The organism is Aquisalimonas sp. 2447 (assembly GCF_012044895.1).
Taxonomy (GTDB): Bacteria; Pseudomonadota; Gammaproteobacteria; order Nitrococcales; family Aquisalimonadaceae; genus Aquisalimonas.
The window spans coordinates 2,990,308-3,010,371 of record NZ_CP050695.1 but is presented as its reverse complement, the minus strand read 5'-3'; the positions used below and the strand labels follow the sequence as shown (position 1 = coordinate 3,010,371).

At 67.4% G+C, this 20,064-nt stretch carries 19 protein-coding genes; 15 read left to right on the top strand and 4 right to left on the bottom strand.

Features of this window, described 5'->3' with window-relative positions; translation table 11 throughout:
- Positions 1-6: 6 nt before the first annotated feature.
- Together KU884_RS14225 and KU884_RS14220 are read right to left on the bottom strand one after the other, a co-directional pair.
- Positions 7-1,329, bottom strand: coding sequence for a DUF3422 family protein (locus tag KU884_RS14225; RefSeq protein ID WP_167783246.1), 1,323 nt, complete (start codon positions 1,327-1,329; stop codon positions 7-9).
- A 75-nt stretch (positions 1,330-1,404) separates the two neighbouring features.
- The gene (locus KU884_RS14220) at positions 1,405-2,211 is read right to left on the bottom strand and encodes a sulfite exporter TauE/SafE family protein (protein WP_167783245.1); all 807 of its coding nucleotides are present in this window, start codon (positions 2,209-2,211) and stop codon (positions 1,405-1,407) included.
- A gap of 186 nt (positions 2,212-2,397) precedes the next feature.
- Between KU884_RS14220 and KU884_RS14215 the strand changes: the two genes are divergently transcribed.
- The 8 genes from KU884_RS14215 (at position 2,398) to KU884_RS14180 (ending at position 9,652) form a co-directional block, all read left to right on the top strand.
- The gene (locus tag KU884_RS14215; protein ID WP_167783244.1) at positions 2,398-2,799 is read left to right on the top strand and encodes a DUF4168 domain-containing protein; all 402 of its coding nucleotides are present in this window, start codon (positions 2,398-2,400) and stop codon (positions 2,797-2,799) included.
- Between the two features lie 149 nt (positions 2,800-2,948).
- Positions 2,949-3,506 carry an NUDIX domain-containing protein gene (locus tag KU884_RS14210; protein ID WP_167783243.1) on the top strand — a complete coding sequence of 186 codons (558 nt, stop codon included), beginning with the start codon at positions 2,949-2,951 and terminating at the stop codon, positions 3,504-3,506.
- A gap of 58 nt (positions 3,507-3,564) precedes the next feature.
- Entirely contained in the window at positions 3,565-4,158 is a 594-nt protein-coding gene (locus tag KU884_RS14205; protein WP_167783242.1) for an RDD family protein, read from the top strand.
- A 22-nt stretch (positions 4,159-4,180) separates the two neighbouring features.
- On the top strand, positions 4,181-4,732 hold the full coding sequence (locus KU884_RS14200; RefSeq protein ID WP_167783241.1) for a PH domain-containing protein: 552 nt from the start codon (positions 4,181-4,183) through the stop codon (positions 4,730-4,732).
- Positions 4,729-6,228 carry a PH domain-containing protein gene (locus tag KU884_RS14195; protein WP_167783240.1) on the top strand — a complete coding sequence of 500 codons (1,500 nt, stop codon included), beginning with the start codon at positions 4,729-4,731 and terminating at the stop codon, positions 6,226-6,228. Before KU884_RS14200 ends, KU884_RS14195 begins: the two co-directional genes overlap by 4 nt.
- A 44-nt stretch (positions 6,229-6,272) precedes the next feature.
- Entirely contained in the window at positions 6,273-7,742 is a 1,470-nt protein-coding gene (locus tag KU884_RS14190; protein ID WP_217351377.1) for a protein adenylyltransferase SelO family protein, read from the top strand.
- Positions 7,732-8,547 carry an alpha/beta fold hydrolase gene (locus tag KU884_RS14185; RefSeq protein ID WP_167783238.1) on the top strand — a complete coding sequence of 272 codons (816 nt, stop codon included), beginning with the start codon at positions 7,732-7,734 and terminating at the stop codon, positions 8,545-8,547. The genes KU884_RS14190 and KU884_RS14185 overlap by 11 nt, the downstream gene beginning before the upstream one ends.
- Before the next feature lie 13 nt (positions 8,548-8,560).
- Positions 8,561-9,652 (top strand): PAS domain-containing protein, encoded by a 1,092-nt coding sequence (locus KU884_RS14180; RefSeq protein WP_167783237.1) that lies wholly within the window; start codon positions 8,561-8,563, stop codon positions 9,650-9,652.
- A gap of 22 nt (positions 9,653-9,674) precedes the next feature.
- On the opposite strand, the gene KU884_RS14175 is transcribed toward KU884_RS14180, so the two are convergent.
- Together KU884_RS14175 and KU884_RS14170 are read right to left on the bottom strand one after the other, a co-directional pair.
- A complete protein-coding gene (locus KU884_RS14175; RefSeq protein WP_167783236.1) occupies positions 9,675-10,847 on the bottom strand; it encodes a nitrate/nitrite transporter in 1,173 nt (390 codons plus the stop codon).
- A 25-nt stretch (positions 10,848-10,872) separates the two neighbouring features.
- On the bottom strand, positions 10,873-11,982 hold the full coding sequence (locus KU884_RS14170) for a PQQ-dependent sugar dehydrogenase (protein WP_167783235.1): 1,110 nt from the start codon (positions 11,980-11,982) through the stop codon (positions 10,873-10,875).
- Positions 11,983-12,049: 67 nt separating this feature from the next.
- On the opposite strand from KU884_RS14170, the gene KU884_RS14165 reads away from it, so the two are divergent.
- The 7 genes from KU884_RS14165 (at position 12,050) to KU884_RS14135 (ending at position 20,060) form a co-directional block, all read left to right on the top strand.
- Positions 12,050-12,505, top strand: coding sequence for a hypothetical protein (locus KU884_RS14165; protein ID WP_167783234.1), 456 nt, complete (start codon positions 12,050-12,052; stop codon positions 12,503-12,505).
- A gap of 84 nt (positions 12,506-12,589) precedes the next feature.
- Positions 12,590-13,321, top strand: a complete 732-nt coding sequence (locus tag KU884_RS14160) for a LytTR family DNA-binding domain-containing protein (RefSeq protein ID WP_167783233.1) — start codon at positions 12,590-12,592, stop codon at positions 13,319-13,321.
- 195 nt (positions 13,322-13,516) lie between these two features.
- On the top strand, positions 13,517-14,386 hold the full coding sequence (locus KU884_RS14155; protein WP_167783232.1) for a xanthine dehydrogenase family protein subunit M: 870 nt from the start codon (positions 13,517-13,519) through the stop codon (positions 14,384-14,386).
- A 1-nt stretch (position 14,387) separates the two neighbouring features.
- On the top strand, positions 14,388-14,882 hold the full coding sequence (locus KU884_RS14150) for a (2Fe-2S)-binding protein (RefSeq protein WP_167783231.1): 495 nt from the start codon (positions 14,388-14,390) through the stop codon (positions 14,880-14,882).
- 82 nt (positions 14,883-14,964) lie between these two features.
- Complete coding sequence (locus KU884_RS14145; RefSeq protein ID WP_167783230.1) at positions 14,965-18,048, top strand: aerobic carbon-monoxide dehydrogenase large subunit; 3,084 nt, start codon at positions 14,965-14,967, stop codon at positions 18,046-18,048.
- Between the two features lie 3 nt (positions 18,049-18,051).
- Positions 18,052-18,927: a MoxR family ATPase gene (locus KU884_RS14140; RefSeq protein ID WP_167783229.1), complete on the top strand. Its 876-nt coding sequence runs from the start codon at positions 18,052-18,054 to the stop codon at positions 18,925-18,927.
- On the top strand, positions 18,927-20,060 hold the full coding sequence (locus KU884_RS14135) for a VWA domain-containing protein (protein ID WP_167783228.1): 1,134 nt from the start codon (positions 18,927-18,929) through the stop codon (positions 20,058-20,060). Before KU884_RS14140 ends, KU884_RS14135 begins: the two co-directional genes overlap by 1 nt.
- Positions 20,061-20,064 lie beyond the last annotated feature (4 nt).

Here is a 20,064-nt window from a genome sequence, read left to right as displayed (position 1 = left end):
GTTTCTTTAATGACTCTCTTCCGGCCCCAGGACCTTGCGCCGTAGATAGCGAATACCCAGGAACGCACTCACCACCACGATGGGCACCGCCGCGCCGACTGCCAGATCGACGTTGAACTCCACCCCGGCGCTGTGCAGTCCGTTCAGGGCGTAGTAGATCAGGCCCGTGCCGTAGTAGCTCATGACCAGCACGGAGAGGCCTTCCACCGTCTGCTGCAGCCGCAGCTGCAGGTCGGTGCGCCGGTTCATGGAGGCCAGCAGGTCCCGGTTCTGCCCTTCCAGGGCGATGTCCACCCGGGTGCGCAGCAGGTCTGCGGCGCGGGAGAGGCGCTGTGCCAGATTCTCCTGGCGTTCCGCCACGGACTCGCAGGTGCGCATGGCCGGGCGGAAGCGACGCACCAGGAACTCGCCGATGGTCTGCAGTTCGCGGATGCGCTGTTCGCGGAGGTTGTCGATGCGGCGCCGGACCAGGGCATCGTAGGCGCGTGCTGCGCTGAGGCGGTAGCTGGTGCGGGAGGTGGTCTGCTCCAGGTCCGCCGACAGGGCCGAGATCTCCGAAAGCAGTGTCTGCTCGTTCTCCAGGCTGCCACTGCGGGTGATCCGCCGCGTGACCGCCCCCAGGTCACTCTCCAGCCGCGTCAGCTCTCCCCCCGCCTCGCGGGCCATGGGGAAGGCAAGCAGCGCCAGCAGTCGATAGGTTTCGATCTCCAGCAGCCGCTGCACCAGCCTGCCGGCACGCCGCGACGGCAGGCCACGGTCCTGGATGAGCACCCGTCCGAAGCCGTCGGCGTGCAGGCGGAAATCGGTATACACCCGCGCCGCCCCGTCGGCCACTTCGCTGCCCGCAACGTTCTCTGTGCCGAACAGCTCCGCCAGCTCGTGCACGGGCCGTTCCGGCGCCGAGCGCCCCTCCATGGTCAGGTGTACGGCGGCGATCAGTTCCCCCGGCAGCCCGGCAAGCCAGTCCGCCGGCACCATCTGCAGCGCCGTGCGGGCGAAAGGTTCCAGGGGGTCGGATTCCACACCGGTAATGAAAAACGTATAAGTGGAAAACTCCGTGTGCCGCTCCCAGCGCAGCCGAAACCCGCCCAGGTCAACACTGTGGTGGGTGGCATCCGGCTGTGGCGGCGTCTGCTCCAGGGACTGGCACAGCGCCCGCACCTGTTCCTGGTCGGCGTTGCCGTCGCTGCTGAGCATGGCGAGATGGGTGGCGCGCAAGGGCCCGTTCAGGGTCTCGAAGGGCCGCGCATGGACTTCGGCGGCGATGTGCCGGCGCTGCGCATGTTCCTGCAGACCTGTGGGGGCGGCTGCTGCGGCGTAGTTTGTCATGGTATCCCGCCGTCCGTGATTGTCAGCGCTCATGGTCGGTCAGGCGACCGCAATCGGCAAGTCCGCCGCCTTCGCTCAGCCGAGCAGGGCGGCGGCGCCGCGGTAGAGCAGGTGCAGTGCCAGTGCCGTAAGAATGATATTCAACAGGTGGTGGAAACGACGGTCTCCCAGCCGCTCCAGGGCCATGCGGCCCAGCAGCGTGCCCAGGAAGCCCGTCGCGAGCATGCCGGCGAGGAAGGGCAGGTACGGCCCGAAGGCGAAACCGAGAAGCCCGAAAACGCCGATCTTCAGGCCGTGCTGGACCACCATGCAGGCGGAGAACGTGCCCACGTGACGACGCGGCTCCAGGCCCAGCGGGCGTAACAGTGCGGCCACGAACGGGCCGGTGGCACCCACGAACAGGGTGACCAGGCTGGTGACGCCACCTCCCAGGGCGATCCGTCCACGGCCGGCGCGCTGCAGGGCCAGCGGTGGGGCCCAGCACGACCATAGGATGAAGGCCCCCAGTGCCAGCTCCAGCCAGCCTGCATGCAGCTGAACCAGAATGCCGGAACCGGCCGTGGCCCCAGTCACTGCGCCCAGGGAGAACACGGCCACCAGCGGCCACTGGATGTGGCCCCAGGTGACCAGGGTGCGCCCGGCGTTCGAGCCCGCCTGGATGACGCCATGCAGGGGGATCACCGCAGTGGCGGGCAGGAACAGGGTCATCAGCCCCAGCAGCAGAACGCCGCCACCGGCACCGAAGGCGGCGGTGATAAAGGACGTCAGGGCGCTTGCCAGCAGGAGTACGACGATCGCGTAGACCGGTAACTCTGGTGGCAGTAGTGAGAGCAGCCAGTCAGCCACCACGACTGCCTCCGGGCATGCGGTGGCGACGCTCATGCGCACATGTGCCAATGTGACACGTGCTCCAGGCGGGGTTCGTGTCGGGGTGGTGTGCGGAAAACCCCGTCACGCCGCGATCAGTGAAGTTGGCACGATGCATGAAAGGCTCCGGATGCAAACGCCGGAAGCGCAGCATGCCATACGCGCCCGGCGTTACGCTCAGCGACAAAGGAGACTTTCGTCATGAAACGCAAGGCCCGCATTACCACCAGTGTTCTGATTTCTGGGTTCGTGGCCTCTGTGTCCGCCGCGCCTCTGGCTGCGAGCGCCGACGATTACGATCTGTACGAGCAGGAAATGGCGGAGTCGCCCTCCATCGAGGTTGGCGATATCGAGGATGACGCCATCGCCAGTTTCATCGCTGCCTCCGATGCCATCAAGGACATCCGCGATGAATATGCCGGCGAAATCGCCGACGATCCGGAAGCGTACGAGGAGCTGCGTGCCGACGCCAACGAAGAGATGGTGAATGCCGTCGAATCGGAAGGTATCGACGTCAGCGAGTATCGGGACATCGGTTACTTCGTCCATGAGGACGAAGAGTTTCAGGCCCAGGTTGAGCTGAAGGCTGCAACTGAGGCGTGAACCAGCGCGGAACGACTCCCGCGAGTCGTTCCGCGTCTGCTGAGTTGTCTTCAAGTGGTTGGTTGCCCTCCATTACGGGCGGGTCTCACCCCGCCCGGTTTTTTTGTTGGCTGGCCATTTGTCGGCGAAGATGAGTACACTTCCCGGCGATGAGTACCGGCAACCCTTACGATCCCTCCAACTTCACCCGCCGCATCCCGGACGGGGACGACCGCCGGCGCCTGGTGTGCGAAGACTGCGGCTTCATCCAGTACGAGAATCCCAAAATCGTGGTGGGCACCGTGGCCTACTGGGAGGACCGTATTCTCCTGTGCCGCCGGGCCATCGAGCCGCGCGTCGGCTACTGGACCCTTCCGGCGGGTTACCTGGAACTGGGTGAGGATGCCGAGGCCGGGACGCTGCGGGAGGCCTGGGAAGAGGCCAGGGCGCGGATGGAGATCGAGCAGCTCCTCGGGGTCTACTCCATCGAGCACATCAGTCAGGTACAACTGATTTACCGCGCCCGCCTGACCTCACCCGAGGTTGCCGCCGGACCGGAGTCCAGGGAGGTGGCGCTGTTCCATCCCGACGAAATCCCCCACGATGCCCTGGCGTTTCCGAGTGTCCGGTGGGCGCTTGCCCATTTCAACGAAACCCGGAACGAGGCGGTGTTCGCGCCGCGTCGCAATCCCGTTGACGCTGCCGGCAAACTGCCCGGCGGGCTCTAGCCGCGGCCCGAGCGGCCGGCAGCGCATCCGACTCGGACCATGAACAATGGAGCGTGACATGTACTGCCCCCAGTGTGGTGCGCGAAATTCCGCCGATGCCCGGTTCTGCGAGAACTGCGGTGCGCCCATGGACCCCGCCGAGCGCCACCTGCTGGCCCGGGAGACCGGTGCTTATACCGACCGGCCCGCGAACGTCGCCGATTACGGTGGTTTCTGGCGACGCGCGGGGGCGGCACTGGTGGATGTGGTGATCCTGGTGACCGTACTCACCGTGCTGCAGTGGCTGTTTGCCCCCGGGACCATGGGGCCCGGGCAGCATGGCGGCCAGGGTGGTGGGCATGGCATGCCCGCCGACCCGGTCACCGGGTGGACTTGGTGGCACACGCTGGAAGCCATCGCTGCCTGGCTTTACTGGGCCGGCATGCACAGCTCCGCCTGGCAGGCCACCCTGGGCAAGATGGCCCTCGGGATGCAGGTCACCGATCTGCAGGGTCAGCGCATCTCGTTCCTGCGCGCCACCGCACGCTACCTGGCGGAGATCCTCTCCGCCCTGTTGCTGATGATCGGCTACATCATGGTGGCGTTCCACCCGCGCAAGCAGGGCCTCCATGACCTCATCGCCGGCACCCTCGTGGTGCGGCCGCGGGGTTGATGGATTACCGGTGGAGGCGCCCATGAACCAGGAACCATTCAATCCGCCGGTCTCCCCCGGGGAGTTGCCCGCCCTGGAGGCGGTACCGCTGACGCCGGTGTCGCCGCGTTTCGCGCCCTACCGCGTACTGGGCACGTTGGCATTCTGGATGCCGTTGGCGCTGGCCGTGGGGGTGGCACCGGTGGGGCCCGAGCTGCCATGGCCGGTTCGGGGCGCACTGGGTGGCGCCGTGTTGTTGGCGGGGCTCGGTCTGGCGCTGCTGGCGGCCATCGAGGCGCGACGGCGCGCGTTCGGTCTGCGCCGGGAGGACGTCATCTACACCAGCGGCCTGCTGGTGCGCCGCACCACCATTCTGCCGGTCTGCCGCATTCAGCACGTGGAGACGGTGAGTGGCCCTCTGGAGCGGCTGTTCGGTCTGGTGCGGCTGACCTGTTTTACCGCCGGCGGCTCCAGCGCCGACCTGGTCATGGCCGGCCTGCGTTCGGAGACGGCGGATCGCCTGCGCCAGCACCTGTTGTCCCGGATCCGTGAAGGGAGCACCGCCGACGACCCGGCAGCGGACGGCGACGCGTGACCGCGCAGTCACTGGAGCACTGGCAGCGCCTCTCTCCCTGGGCGGTGGTGTTCCTTTTCGTCCGTGGCGTGGTGCGCTTTGCCCGCGAGAATATTCCCGTGCTGGTGGGTGCCGGCGCCGGCGTAGCCGTGATCGAGCGCATCGGCATGGTGGAGGTGGTGCTCGCTGGCGGCGCGGCGCTGCTGTTGGCGCTGCTGTTGAGCCTGCTCTACTACCGGCGGTTCCGCTTCTGCTTCGACGGGGATGTGCTGCTGGTGCAGAAGGGCCTGTTCGAGCGCACCGAGCTCAAGGTTAGCGCCGGGCGTGTACAGCACGTCAGCCTGGAGCAGCCGGCCTACATGCGCCCCTTCGGTGTGGTGCGCTTTAGCGCCGACACCCCCGGGGGCGTGACCGCGGAGCTGGAACTCCCCGGCATTCCGAGCTCGGTGGCGGAATCATTGCGTCAGGCACTGAGCACACCGGATGCCGTGCCAGCGGAGACGGCCGCCGAGGAGGCCGGGCCCCGGCCCAGGCAGCGGGAGCTGTTTCGCATCCGGCCCGGGGCGCTGACCCTGCACGGTCTCACCAGCAATTCCATCTACGTTGTGGCGGCACTGCTGGCCCCCGTGTTGCAGCCCCTGGAGCGCCTCGGCCGTCCGTACCTGGAAAACCTGGAGGACGCCGCCTGGGTGGAGCGTGCCGGTGACGCGCCCGTCCTGGTGGCGTTGGCAGTGCTACTGGCCCTGATGATGGTGCTCATGATCGCCGCCGTGATCGTGGCCTGGCTACGCTTCCACGGTTTCACCCTGAGCCGTACCGGTGACCGTTTCGTGCAGTCCAGCGGCCTTTTCAATCGTCAGGAACAGGAGCTGTCCGGCACCAAGTTGCAGACGGTGGAGTGGGTCCAGACCGCACTGGGGCGCCTGCTGGGGCTGGGTTACCTGGTCTGCCGGCAGTACGGCGGGCTGCCCCAGGCGGCGGATCACGCCGGCCGCAACTTCCTGATCCCCGGACTTGCCCGCAGCCGGGGCGGGGAGCTGGTGCAGGCGTTCTGGCCGCGGCTGGATCTGGACGCCGAATGCCGCCGGGTGCACCGGTATTACCGCCGGTCCGTGGCACTGAGGCTCGTGCCGGTTGCTGCCCTGGTGGTTGTGGTCATGGCCGGCCTGAGTGGGCGTGTCGATGTGCTCTATGCGCTGGCGGCTGTTCCGATGCTGGCCTGGGTGCTGGGGCATCTGCGCTGGCGGGCCGTGGGCTGGCGAACCGACGGCCCCTACGTGGTGGTGCGCCGCGGTCTGCTGGGGCGTCGCACGGTCACCTTTCCGCTGATCAACGTGCAGGCGGTGGAAGTGCGGCAGAGCTGGTTCCAGCGGCGCCGCGGCCTGGCGACGCTGCACCTGACGCCGGCCAGCGGCCCGGAGGCCATTCCCTGGATTCCCCTTGAGCAGGCCCTGGCCCTGGCGAATGTTACGCTGTACCAGGTCGAGGTGCGGGGCGCCGATCCTGCCGTCGACTGACTCGCAATCCATGCTGTTCCTCCCCCTCGAGGGTGTGTATGCCCGTGGCGCCTGACTACTTGCCGGCCCCCTGTCATCAGGAACTCGGTGCCGCGTTCCACGATGTCGTGGAACCGGCTCCGTTTCCCGAGCACCGCCTGCGTTTCCGGAACCAGCCCTGGGCCCAGCGCATCGGTCTCGGGCCTCTGACGGATGATGAGTGGTGCCGGCACTTCGCTGGGTTCGATCCCCTGCCGGACAATCTCCGGCAGCCGCTGGCCCTGCGCTACCACGGCCATCAGTTCCGCACCTACAACCCGGAACTCGGCGACGGCCGGGGGTTCCTGTTCGCCCAGCTGCAGGATCCGGTGGATGGTCGCCTGCTGGATCTCGGCACCAAGGGCTCCGGGCGCACGCCATGGTCCCGCGGTGCGGATGGCCGCCTGACCCTGAAGGGCGGCGTGCGCGAGGTGCTGGCCAAGGAGATGCTGGAGGCGCTGGGGTGTTATACCTCGAAGAGTCTCAGCCTGATCGAGACCGGCGAACCCCTCATGCGCCACGACGAGCCCTCGCCGACGCGGTCCTCGGTGCTGGTGCGCCTGTCCCACAGCCACATCCGTATCGGCACCTTCCAGCGTCTGGAGTTGCTGGGGGAGCACGATGCACTGCGCCGGCTGGTGGACTACAGCATCGAGCACTATTGGCCCGAGGCGGGTAGGGATGAGGATCCCGTTGCGGGGCTGTTGAGTTGTGTGGTGCGGGCCACCGCGGAAATGACTGCTGAGTGGTGGGTGGCGGGGTTCGTTCATGGCGTGCTCAATACCGATAACGTGGTCATCACCGGTGAGAGTTTCGACTACGGCCCCTGGCGTTTCCTGCCGCACATGGACCCGGGGTTCACCGCCGCCTATTTCGACCACATGGGCCTGTACGCTTTCGCGCGCCAGCCCGGCGCCATGATCTGGAACCTGGAGCAACTGGCCCGTAGCCTTGCGCCGCTGAGCAGCGCCGTGACTCTTCAGCGACGGGTGAGTGCCTTCGAAGACGTCTTCGACCGGGCGGTGGTGGTGCGCACCTTTGCCCGCCTGGGGCTGCACCCGCCAGAGGGGTCCGAGGAGGCCCGGTCCCTGGCAGGGCGCTTCTTCGATGCCATGCACCGGACGCAGGTGCCGTTTCAGCGTCCGTTCTTCGATCTGGTGGGCGGGGCCCGTGAGGTGCGCATGGCGGCGAGCCCCGAGCGCAGTGTCTACCGGGGCGAGGCGTGGCGCCCGGTGATCGAGGCCCTGCAGGGGTGCGAGCCCCTGCCGGCGGCTGACACACTTGCGGCCCACCCATACTGGCAGCGGGACGCCCCGTGCGGGATGGTGATCCGCGAGGTGGAGGCCCTTTGGGACGCCATTGCCCAAAGGGACGACTGGTCGCTGTTTCACCGGACCATCGATGGGATACGCTCCATGGCCGAGGCGTACCGGTCGCTGGGTTTCACGCCGGACGCAATGCGCAACAGGGAAGAACGGTGTGGCAATGAGCGGTGACATCCTGCAGCGGAACAACGTGCAGATACTTGGTCGCGGTGAGCGGCCGCTGATCCTGGCCCACGGGTTCGGCTGTGACCAGACCATCTGGTCCCGTCTGCTGCCCTGGTTCGAGGATGACTACCGCGTTGTCCTGTTCGATTACGTCGGCTCCGGGCGCTCCGATGACCGGGCTTACGACAGCCGCCGGTACAGCCGCCTGGATGGGTATGCCCAGGACGTGCTGGATATCTGCCGCGCCCTGGACATGGAAGACGCCGTGTTCGTCGGCCACTCCATCAGCAGCATGGTCGGGTTGCGCGCCGCCATCCGCGAACCGGAGCGCTTCTCCAGCCTGGTGCTGGTTGCCGCGTCGCCTTCCTACGCCAACATTCACCCGGAGTTCGTGGGCGGCTTTGATCGCCCGGACATCGAGGCGCTGCTGGAGATGATGGAGCGCAATTTCGTCAACTGGGCCCGCATGCTGGCGCCGCAGGTCATGGCGAATCCGGAGCAGCCCGAGCTTGCCGGCGAACTGGAGAATGCCTTCAACGCCAACGATCCCGTCCGCGCCCTGGAGTTCGCCAAGGTGGCGTTTCTCTCGGATAACCGGGAGCTGCTGCCGCAGGTGAGCACGCCATCCCTGATCGTTCACTGCACCGACGACGCACTGGCGAGGCCGGAGGCCGGGGACTACCTCAAGGCCCACTTGGCGGACAGCGAGCTGCGAATGGTGGAGGCCAGCGGGCATTTCCCCCACGTCAGTGCGCCACGGGCCACCGCGGCCATCATCCTTGACTACCTGGGTTCCCGGGCCGGCGCCTGAGGCAGGACACCTCATGGACGGCCTTCTCGACAACGCCCCCTGCGGGTTTCTCACCACCGACGATGCCGGCGTCGTGCTCCAGATCAACGCCACCCTGTGTCGCATGCTGGAGCTGCAACCGGATCAGCTGCAGGGGCGGCTCCTGAGCGAACTCCTGAGTCCCGGCGCACGGGTTTTCCACGCCACTCACGTGATACCGCTGACGCGACTGCAGGGTGAGGTGCAGGAGGTTCTTCTGGGCCTGCTGAACGGCCGTGGGGAGGAGTTGCCGGTGCTCTGCAGTGCCGCCCGCCGTCAAAGTGACCAGTGGGTGCTGGACTACGTGTTCCTGACAGCGCGGGATCGCCGGGACTTCGAGGACGAACTGGTCGAGGCCCGACGCCGGGCGGAAACGGCAGTGGAGGCACGCGAACGCTTCCTGGCCACGGTGTCGCACGAGCTGCGCACCCCCCTGAACGCCGTGATCGGCTTTGCCGACCTGCTGGACAGCGGACACAGCGGCGCCCTGACCGAGGAACAGGCGCAGCAGGTGGGCTACATCCTGGACGCAGGGCGCTACCTGGGCACCCTCGTAGAGGACATTCTCGGATTCACGCAGATGGGATCGGGGCTGCCGGAACTCCATCCCGCGCGGGTCCCGGTGGGGCGTTTGATGGAGCGGATCGAGCGGCTCATGGCTACCGAGCTGAGTCGTCAGGGCATGCAGTTCGAAGTGCACGGTGCCGAGCAGGAGATTGCTGTCTGGGCCGATCCCGATCGCGCCCAGCAGATTCTGGTGAATTTGCTGGGCAATGCCATTAAGTTCACCGATGCCGGGGGTCATGTCCGGTGTGAGTGCGTGGCGCGTGGCAGCTGGGTGGATCTGCAGGTCACGGATTCGGGGCCGGGCATTGCGGTGGACGATCAGCAGCGCATTTTCAAGCCGTTCGTGCAGATCGGGCGTGACGGACTGCGCGCGTCCTATCGCGGCCTGGGCCTGGGGTTGGCTATCAGCAGGGAGCTGGCTCTGGCCATGGAGGGCGAGCTCACCGTCCGCAGCGAACCCGGTCGGGGTTCTACGTTCACCTTGACGCTACCGCTGGCGGGCCCGCCAGCGCAGGGTTGATCGCATCGACGGGCCGCTGCCGTCAGCCTGACTCCTGGCTGTGCCACAGCGGTCTTGCCGCCACGATCCCCAGCAGCGGCCCCGGCAGCAGCGCCAACAGCAGCCACGCCGGGTCCACCTGATGCTGCAACCATTCCAGCAGCGTCAGGCTGCCGATGCTCACCGAGAAGCCGATACAGTTCGCCATGGTCAGGGCCGAGCCCACAAGCTCGGGCGGGGCGTTCCGGGCGTTGAGGGCAGAGAACTGCGGCGAGTCGCCGGCCACCGTGATTCCCCAGACCAGCAGGAATGCCGCGAACACCACCGGCGGCGCCGCCAGGAACAGTGGTGACACCAGGCAGCACAGCGCCGAGACGCCCAACTGCGAGATGGCGATCTTGCCGCCGCCGAAGCGCCGCACCAGCAACCCGCCGACCACGCAGCCCAGAGCGCCCACGCCGATGATGATGAAGGCCCCCAGGGAGAGCTGGGTGCCGCCCAGCCCGTAGGCGGCCAGCCAGACGGGCACGAAGGCCCAGAAGCCGTACAGCTCCCACATGTGGCCGAAGTACCCCATTGCCGAGGCACGGAAGCGGGGCACACGGAAGGCCTGGAGCACACCGCCGAAGCGGATGGGGGCGCCGCGCTTCAGGTACGGCCCTTCGGGAATGCAGTACGCCAGTGCCCCGGCCACCACTGCCAGTGTGGACGTGCCCAGCAGGACCAGGTGCCAGTTCCAGTCCGCGCCGACGGCGCGCAGCAGGTGGGCGGATGCGGTGCCCAGGACCAGTGCCCCGGTGAGAAAGCCCAGGGCCCATCCCAGCCCCCCGCCGTACCAGCCCGCGGCCATTTTCATGCCCACGGGATAGACCCCGGCAAGGCAGAACCCCACCAGGAAGCGTGCCGCCAGCACTGCGGCGAAGGCGTCGTGGAACAGCAGGACGGACGCGTTGGCGGCGGCCCCGATCAGCGCCGAGACCAGGAAAACGGCTCCGGGGTGGTGACGGTCGGCAATGGCCCACAGGGCGAAACACAGGGTGCCCGTGATGAAGCCCAGCTGTACCGCAGTGGTGACGATGCCCTCGCCGCCGCTGATACTCCACTCTGCCTGCAGTTCGCCGATCACCGCGTTGGGGGCGAACCAGAGGCTGGTGGCCAGAAGCTGAGCGATGACGATGGCCGGCAATATCCAGCGTGGCGGCGAGGATGGCTCCATGGAGGTCAATCCGTTGTGGTCACGGTCAGTCGCCGGCCGGGGTGATGCGGATGAGCTCGCCGTCGGCGTGGTCGGTGAGCAGGTACAGGGCGCCCTCCGGTCCCACCCGAACGTCCCTGACCCGCCGGTCCAGGTCGTCGAACAGCCTGCTGGTGTCCGCCACGGTTGTGCCGTCCAGGTGCACGCGCACCACGCTGCGTGCCACCAGCCCGGCGATCAGCAGATCCCCTGCCAGTTCCGGGAACAGGTCGCCCCGGTACTGGCTCATGCCCGCCGGCGCGATGGCCGGTGTCCACACGTGCAGAGGGTCCTCCTTGCCGGGCAGGCTCCTGTGCGGGGTAATGCGGGCACCGGAATAGTCGCGCCCGTGGGTGGCCACCGGCCACCCGTAGTTGGAGCCGGGCGAGAGCCGGTTGAGTTCGTCGCCGCCGCGGGGGCCGTGCTCGTGGGACCAGATCACGTCCTGCTCACGGTCGTGGACGATGCCCTGGACGTTCCTGTGACCGTAGCTGAAGATTTCCGGCAGGGCGTCGGGTGCATCAGCGAAGGGATTGTCACCGGGGATGTCGCCATCATCGGTGATGCGCACCACCGTGCCGGTGTGGCTGTCCAGTCTCTGGGCATCTTCCCGGTAGTCGAAGCCGTCGCCCAGGCCGATCAGCAGGGTGTTATCGGGCAGGAACGCCATGCGGCCGCCGAAGTGCACCGGCGTGTCCCGTGTGGGGGTGGCCGTGAACACCGGCTCCACGTCGATCAGGCGGTGGCCGTCCAGCCGCCCGCGGACGACACGGGTCGTGTTGGCGCGGTCATCGCCGTGGGCGAAGGAGATGTAGATCCAGCCGTTGTCCTCCCAGTCCGGGTGGGCCAGGACTTCGAACAGGCCGCCCTGATTGCGCACGTAGGTTTCCGGGACACCGGCCACGGGGTCCTGCAGCAGTTCGCCGTCCTCGATCACGCGCAGTCGGCCGGCCCGCTCGGTGATCAGCGTGCGGCCGTCCGGCAGGAAGGCCAGGGACCAGGGGTGTTCAAGGCTGTCCGCCACCGTCTCGCGCTGCGTTTCGGCGAGTGGTTCGGCCAGGGCGGGCTGGGTCGAGAGCAGCATCAGGGCGATGGCAAGGAGGAGGTGTCTGGTCATTGCTTGGATTATCGGGCTGCGGTACGGGAATTGACACCCTAGCACCTGAGCCGGGATTCTGTAGCGCATGAAAGCGGGAATCCTGATGCGCGTTGTGCTGGCATGGGTGCTCGCCGTCGTGGTGGCGGCCGCCCTGGGGAGCATTGTTCAGTCCGTCTACAACATGTCGGCGATCGCCGGTCTGGGCGTGGACGTTCCCATCCGGGAGTGGTTCCGGGCGCCGGCGCACGATCTGGTCTTTTTTGCCCCGTTCTGGGCCGCGGTGGTCGCCGTGGCCCTGTTGCTGGGCTTGCCGGTGGCGGCGCTGCTGGCTCGTTTGCTGGGCGGGGGGCGCCATTCACTGTACTTTCTTGCCGGCGGCGTTGCCGTCATGTTCGCCCTGGGGCTCATGGCCACGGTGTTGCCCATCACGCCCATTGCGGCGGCCCGCTTTCCCACCGCGATGGCACTGATGGCGCTGGGCGGCGCTGTGGGCGGCCTGGTCTTCGCGCGCCTGACACCGGGCCGGGCCGCTGCAGGTTGACCAGCGGCGGCGATGGCCGCAGTCTGAGCGCTGGTGCAGCATCGCGTTGGCGCGTGCACTGCCTCGTGTCACAAGGGTGCGTCCATGCCGACCTTCGAGCATCGCCTTCAGCAGTTCGACCCCGGAGTCATCTGGCTCGACCGTGATCACCACGTCTCCGGGATGAACGGGGTCGCCAGCCAGATCCTCGGCGTGCGCATCGGTGACGTGCTGGGGCACGAGGTTCTGCAGCTGCACCCGGAGAAGAGCCGCGACAAGATCGCATGGCTGCTGCAGTCGGCCGAGGACACCGACGGCTGTCCGGTGACGTCGCCGCCGCCGATGACCATGATGATCAACATCCCCGACCGTGTGCTTTTGATCAAGCTATCGCGTATATTCGGGGCAAATAACGAAGCGGTGGGCTCCTGTCTGGTGTTCTTCGATCTCACCGACGTGACGTCCGATGAGATTCCCGGGCATGGCGCCGAGCGCCGCAGGCGGCTGTTCAAGCTGCCGGTCTACAAGCACCAGCGCGTGATGCTGCTGGACATGGATGATCTGGTCTATCTCAAGGCCGGAGGACATTACACGGAGGTCTCCATGGACGGGGAGCACTATCTCTGCAATCTCTCCCTCGCCGACCTCCAGGGGCGCCTGGACGATCAGCAGTTCGTCCGCGTGCACCGCAGTTACATGGTCAACCTCCGCCGTGCCGCGGCGCTGGAACGTGAACAGGAACAGTATCTGCTGGTCATGGACGATCCCGGGCAGACGCGCGTGCCCGTGAGTCGCAGCAATATAAATCATGTAAAGGGTTTGTTCGGTCTCGCGTGACATTCATGCAGGCAGACTGCCGCTCAAGTCGCCCAGGCGCCGCTCCTGCAGTAGCGGTTGCAGCGAGCGCCGGGACTGACTTGTACTGGATTCCACAGGTGCCGGCGATGACCGGTCCGTGGAGGAGGAGCCCGATGGCGCCGGTGACGGCGCGTCGGGGCGAAAACCAAGAAGTCGCCCGATTGAGGTGTCCGTATGATCCCTGGAAACTTCGAGTACCACTCGGCGTCAGGGGTGGATGAGGCCGTCGCCCTGCTCGCCGAACATGGTGAGAACGGCAAGCTGCTTGCCGGCGGCCACAGCCTGCTGCCCATGATGAAACTCCGCTTCGCCGAGCCCGCCCACCTGATCGATCTCAACGGCATCGACGAGCTGCGCGGTATCCGTGAAGACGGCGATGCCCTGATCGTCGGTGCCATGACCAGTGAGAACGCCGTGATCGCCTCCGAGGTTCTGCAGCGTCGCTGTCCGGTGCTGCCCGAGACGGCGAAGCTGATCGCCGATCCGCAGGTGCGCAACCGCGGCACCATCGGTGGTGATGCGCTGCACGGTGACCCCGGTAACGATCACCCGGCGGTGCTCATGGCCCTGGAGGCAGAGTTCGTGGTGCGCAGCCAGAAGGGTGAACGGCGGGAGCCGGCCAACGGCTTCTACCTGGGGCCCTACCTCACGCGCCTGGATGACGGCGATCTGGTCACCGCCATCCGCATCCCGATTCCCGCACCGGGCCATGGCTACGCCTACGCCAAGTTCAAGCGCAAGACCGGTGACTACGCCACCGCCGCTGCTTGCTGCCTGCTGGAAATGGACGGCGACATCTGCCGCAAAGCGCGCCTGACGTTGACCAACGTCGGTCCCACGCCGCTGCGTGCCGAGGATGCCGAGGAGCTGCTCACCGGCGAGAGCATCACGCCGGAGCGCATCGAGCAGGCCGCCCAGGCCGCCATGAGTATCTGCGAGCCGGCGGAGGATCTGCGCGGCAGTCCCGAGTACAAGACCCACATGGCCGGCGAAATGACCCGCCGCGCCCTTCACACCGCGCTGGAACGCGCCCGGGGAGGCTGACATGGCGAAGCACGCGATCACTCTGAACGTCAACGGTCAGGCCATGGACGTGGCGGTGGACAGCCGCGAGCTGCTGATCCACACCCTGCGCGACCGGCTGCGCCTCACCGGTGCTCATATCGGCTGCGAGACGTCCCACTGCGGTGCCTGCACGGTGGATATCGACGGCGCGTCGGTGAAGTCCTGCACCCTGTTGGCGGTGCAGTGCCAGGGTGCGGAGATTCACACCGTGGAAGGGCTGGCCACGGCTGACGGGCTGCACGCCGTGCAGCAGGCCTTCACCCAGGAGCACGGGCTACAGTGCGGGTTCTGTACCCCCGGCATGCTCATGCGCACCTATCGCTTCCTGCAGGAGAACCCGGACCCCACTGACGACGAGATTCGCCACGGCATGGCCGGCAATCTCTGCCGTTGCACCGGCTACCAGAACATCATCAACGCCGTCCGCGTCGCCGGCGAGAAGCTGCGCCAGGGCGAGGCGGAACCGGCGGAGTGATCCGTCGGCAGGCATGAAACTCGCGGGCGGAGGCATGCCGATGCCGTGCCCGCCAACAGAACAGCACCGGAGGAGAGGACCCATGGCGACAACAGCCGAGGACCTGGAACGCAACGAAAAGCTCGGCGGCATGGGCTGCCGCCGCAGGCGCACCGAGGACGCCCGGTTCATCCAGGGCAAGGGAAACTACGTCGACGACATCCAGCTGCCCGGCATGGTGTACGGGGATTTCGTCCGCAGCCCCCACGCCCACGCGCGCATCAAGGCCATTCACAAGGACAGGGCCCTGGCCATGTCGGGTGTCCACGCGGTACTCACCGCCGAGGACCTGGCGCCTCTGGGCCTGCACTGGATGCCCACCCTGGCCGGCGACAAGCAGATGGTGCTGGCCGACGGCAAGGTCTGCTTCCAGAACCAGGAAGTGGCCATGGTCATTGCCGATGACCGCTACATCGCCGCCGACGCCATCGAAATGGTGGAAGTCGAGTACGAAGAGCTGCCTGCGCTGGTGGACCCCCATCGGGCCATGGACGACGACGCCGTGGTGATCCGCCCGGACCTGGAGGGCCAGACCGAAGGCGCCCACAGTGCCCGTGTTCACCACAACCACATCTTCACCTGGGACGTGGGCGACGCCGAGGCGACTGACAAGGCCTTCAACGAGGCCGAAGTCACCGTCAAGCAGGACATGCTCTACCCCCGGGTGCACCCCTGCCCGCTGGAGACCTGCGGCGCCGTCGCCTCTTTCGACAAGGTCAAGGGCGAGCTCACCGTCCATCTCACCTCTCAGGCGCCGCATGTGGTGCGCACCGTGTTCTCCATGCTCTCCGGCATCCCCGAGAGCAAGGTGCACATTAACGCCCCGGATATCGGCGGCGGCTTCGGCAACAAGGTGGGGGTCTACCCGGGCTACGTGGTGGCGACGGTGGCGTCCATCGTCCTGGGCAGGCCGGTGAAGTGGATTGAGGATCGCATCGAGAACCTCTCCACCACCGCCTTCGCCCGGGACTACCACATGACCGGTGAACTGGCGGCGACCAAGGACGGCAGGATTACCGCCCTGCGCACCAACGTGCTGGCCGACCACGGCGCCTTCGATGCCTGTGCCGACCCGAGCAAGTTCCCCGCCGGGTTCTTCAATATCTGCACCGGCAGCTACGACATCAAGACCGCCTACGCGCGGGTGGACGGTGTCTACACCAACAAGGCCCCGGGCGGTGTCGCCTACCGCTGCTCCTTCCGCGTCACCGAGGCGTGCTACCTCATCGAGCGCATGATCGACGTGCTCGCCGAGAAACTGGGCATGGACAAGGCGGCGATCCGGCTGAAGAACTTCATCCAGCCGGAGCAGTTCCCCTATCAGTCGGCCCTGGGCTGGGAGTACGACAGCGGCGACTATCCCACGGCCCTGAAGAAGGTCATGGAGGCCTGTGATTACGAGGGCCTGCGGCGGGAGCAGAAGGAAAAGCGCGAGCGCGGCGAGATCATGGGTATCGGCCTGTGCACCTTCACCGAGATTGTCGGCGCCGGGCCGACCCGCAACTGCGACATCCTTGGCGTGGGCATGTTCGACTCCGCCGAGATCCGCGTCCATCCCACCGGCAGCGTGGTCGCCCGCATGGGCACCAAGAGCCAGGGGCAGGGACACGAGACCACCTACGGCCAGATCATTGCCACCGAGCTGGGCCTGCCCTCGGAGAACATCATCATCGAGGAGGGCAACACCGACACCGCGCCCTACGGGCTCGGCACCTACGGCTCCCGCAGCACCCCGGTTGGCGGTGCCGCCACTGCCCAGGCTGCGCGCAAGATCCGCGACAAGGCGAAGAAGATCGCCGCCCACCTCATGGAGGTGAGCGAGGACGACCTGGAGTGGACCGGCGAAGGCTTCCGGGTCAAGGGCGTACCGGACCAGCAGGTGGACATGCCCAAGATCGCCTGGGCCGCCTACAACAACGTGCCCGAGGGCATGGAGCCTGGCCTGGAGGCGGTGGATTACTACGATCCGCCCAACATGACCTATCCCTTCGGCGCCTACCTCTGCGTGGTGGACATCGACCGCTACACCGGCGAAACCTCCATCCGGCGGTTCTATGCGCTGGATGACTGCGGCACCCGCATCAACCCCATGGTCATCGAGGGGCAGGTCCACGGCGGGCTGTGCGAGGCCTTCGCCGTGGCCATGGGGCAGGAGCTGCCCTTCGACGGCGCCGGCAACATCCAGGGCGCATCACTGATGGACTACTTCCTGCCGACCATGGTGGAGACGCCGCACTGGGAGCTGGACCACACCGTCACGCCGTCGCCGCACCACCCCATCGGTGCCAAGGGCGTGGGCGAGTCCTCCCACGTGGGTGGCATTCCGTGTTTCTCCAATGCCATCAACGACGCCTTCAACCAGTTCGGCGTGTCCCACGTGAACATGCCCCACAACGCCTACCGCATCTGGCAGACACTGCGTGAGCTGAAGCTGGACCAGCGCCCCGAGGCGGCCAACGTCACGCCCTTCGAGCCCAGGCGCAAGAAGGGCGACGACCAGCCGGCGCCGTCCTCCGCTGGTGTCAGCTCTCCGGACAAGGCGTCCACCAAGGGCATGGAAGTTACCCTGGACCGCACCTACCCGCTGGACGTGCCGGCGGATGCCGCCTGGGAGCTGCTCCGGGACGTGCGTCAGGTGGCCGGCTGCATGCCGGGTGCCGCTATCATCGAACAGACCGGCGAGAACACCTACCTGGGTGAGATGCGCCTGAAGGTCGGGCCGGTGACCTCCAGCTTCAAGGGCGATATCGAGGTCCTGGGCGTGGATGCGGAGCGCAAGGAGATGCGCATGTCCGGCACCGGCGGCGACACCAAGGGCAGTTCATCGGCCACGATGACCCTCACCGCCCGCATCGAGGACAAGGGCCCGGACCGTTGCGAGCTGGTGGGCAGCACCCGCATCGAACTCAAGGGCAAGCTGGCCTCCTTCGGCGGCCGCATGCTGGAGAGCGTCTCCGATCGCATGCTGGAGCAGTTCGTGGAGAGTTTCCGCAACCACGTGGCTGCCAGGGGTGAGGGCGCCGACGCCGAGGAGGCCCGCCGACGCGTCGAAGAGGGCCCGCGAGAGATGAGCGCCCTGACCATGCTCTGGCAGATGATCAAGGGCCTGTTCGGCGGCAAGCGGTAACCCATGCAGCCCGAGGCCTACCGGGAGGCGCTGGCCAGGGAAGGCTACGTTGCGGAGCCGGCGCTTGCGGCAACCCTGTCCCTGGCGGACCGCCTGGGACGGCCCCTGTTGCTGGAAGGCGAGGCCGGCGTCGGCAAGACCGACGTGGCCAAGGCCCTGGCCGCCGTGCACGGCTGCCGCCTGATCCGCCTGCAGTGCTACGAGGGCCTGGACGCCCAGACCGCGGTGTACGAGTGGGATTACCAGCGCCAGCTCCTCGCCATCCGCCTGCTGGAGGCCGAGGGCCGCGCCGCCGATCAGGCTGATGCCGCCATCTTCTCGGAGCGGTACCTGCTGCGCCGGCCGCTGCTGGAGGCCATTACCCAGCCGGAGCCGCCGGTGCTGCTGGTGGACGAGATCGATCGCGCCGACGAGGAGTTCGAGGCCTTCCTGCTGGAGGTGCTGGCCGAGTTCCAGATCACCATCCCGGAACTCGGCACGCTGACGGCCAGCAGCCGGCCGCGGGTGATCCTGACCTCCAACGCCACGCGGGAGCTCTCCGATGCCCTGCGACGGCGCTGCCTGTACCATTATCTGGACTATCCCAGCGCCGAAAAGGAGCAGGCCATTATGGCCGCCCGGCTGCCGGAGGTGGATGCCGTGCTGGCGGGCCAGGTGGTGCGCTTCGTCCAGGCCCTGCGGCAGCAGGGGCTGCGCAAGGCCCCCGGCGTGGCCGAGACCCTGGACTGGGCGGCGGCGCTGAACGGCCTGGGCATTGAGCGGCTGGACATGGATGCCGATGCCCTGCTGGACACGCTCTCCTGCCTGATCAAGACCCGGCAGGACCGGGACAGCCTCACCCGCGAGGATGTGGCCGCCCTGGCGGCGGGAGCCCGCTGATGACAGCGCCGGTGACGGCAGGTCTGCTGGACTTCACCCGCACCCTGCGGGCACGGGGCTGGCCCGTGGGCATCCAGGAGCAGCACGACGCGCTGCGGATTGCCGAGGCCGTGGATGTCAGCCGGCGCGAGCACCTGCGCGATTCCCTGCGGGCGCTGTACTGCGGCACACCGGAACAGTGGCGGGAATTCGATACCATCTTCGCCGACTTCTGGTTTCCCAAGCGCGGCGTCCGTGCCCAGGCCACCGGTGCGGGCGGTGGCCTGCAGCCGGTGCCTGGCAGCGGGCGCGGCGAAGTCGGCAGTCAGCCTGACCGGCCCGGCGAGGGCAGTGGCGATGACGAGGCCGACCCCGGTGGCACCCGGGAAGGCGCCACCGGCACGGAAAGCCTGGGTCGCACGGACTTCCGCCACCTGAATGACCCGGAGGAGCGCCGCGCCCTGGACGCCCTGACCGATCGCATGGCCCGCCGCTGGCAGCACCGGCTGCGGCGGCGCTGGCGCACGGTGCGCAAGGGGCGGCGGTTGAACCTGCGCCGGACCCTGCGGCGCAGCCTGGGGCAGGGTGGTGTGCCCATGGAGCCGGTGTGGCAGCGGGTCCGCCGGCAGCCGCCGAACCTGGTGGTGCTGGTGGACGCCAGCCGCTCCATGAGTCTCTACAGCTATCGCTTCCTGCGTTTTGCCGCCGGGGCCATGGCAGCGTTTCCCGGCTCGGAGGCGTTCGTGTTCCATACCCGCCTGGTGCGGGTCACGGATGCCCTGGCCGAGCCGTCGGCGGAGCGTATGCGGGAGAAACTGGCATTGCTGTCGTCCGGTTGGAGCGGGGGGACCCGGATCGGCGAATGCCTGGCGGCCTTCAACCGCCAGTACGGGCAGGCGGTGCGTCGGCGCAGCGTGGTGGTAGTGCTCAGTGACGGCCTGGATACGGGGGAACCGGCCGACCTGGTGGAAGCACTGTCCGAGCTGCGTCGGCGTGCCGGGCGCCTGGTGTGGCTGAACCCGCTCATGGGCCGCCGCGGCTACGCCCCCGAAGCATGGGCCATGAAGGCGGCGTTGCCCTACCTGGATCGGCTCGCGCCGGCCCACAGCCTGGAGAGTCTGCTGGCCCTGGAGCACGATCTGGTGCGCTTGTGAGGTC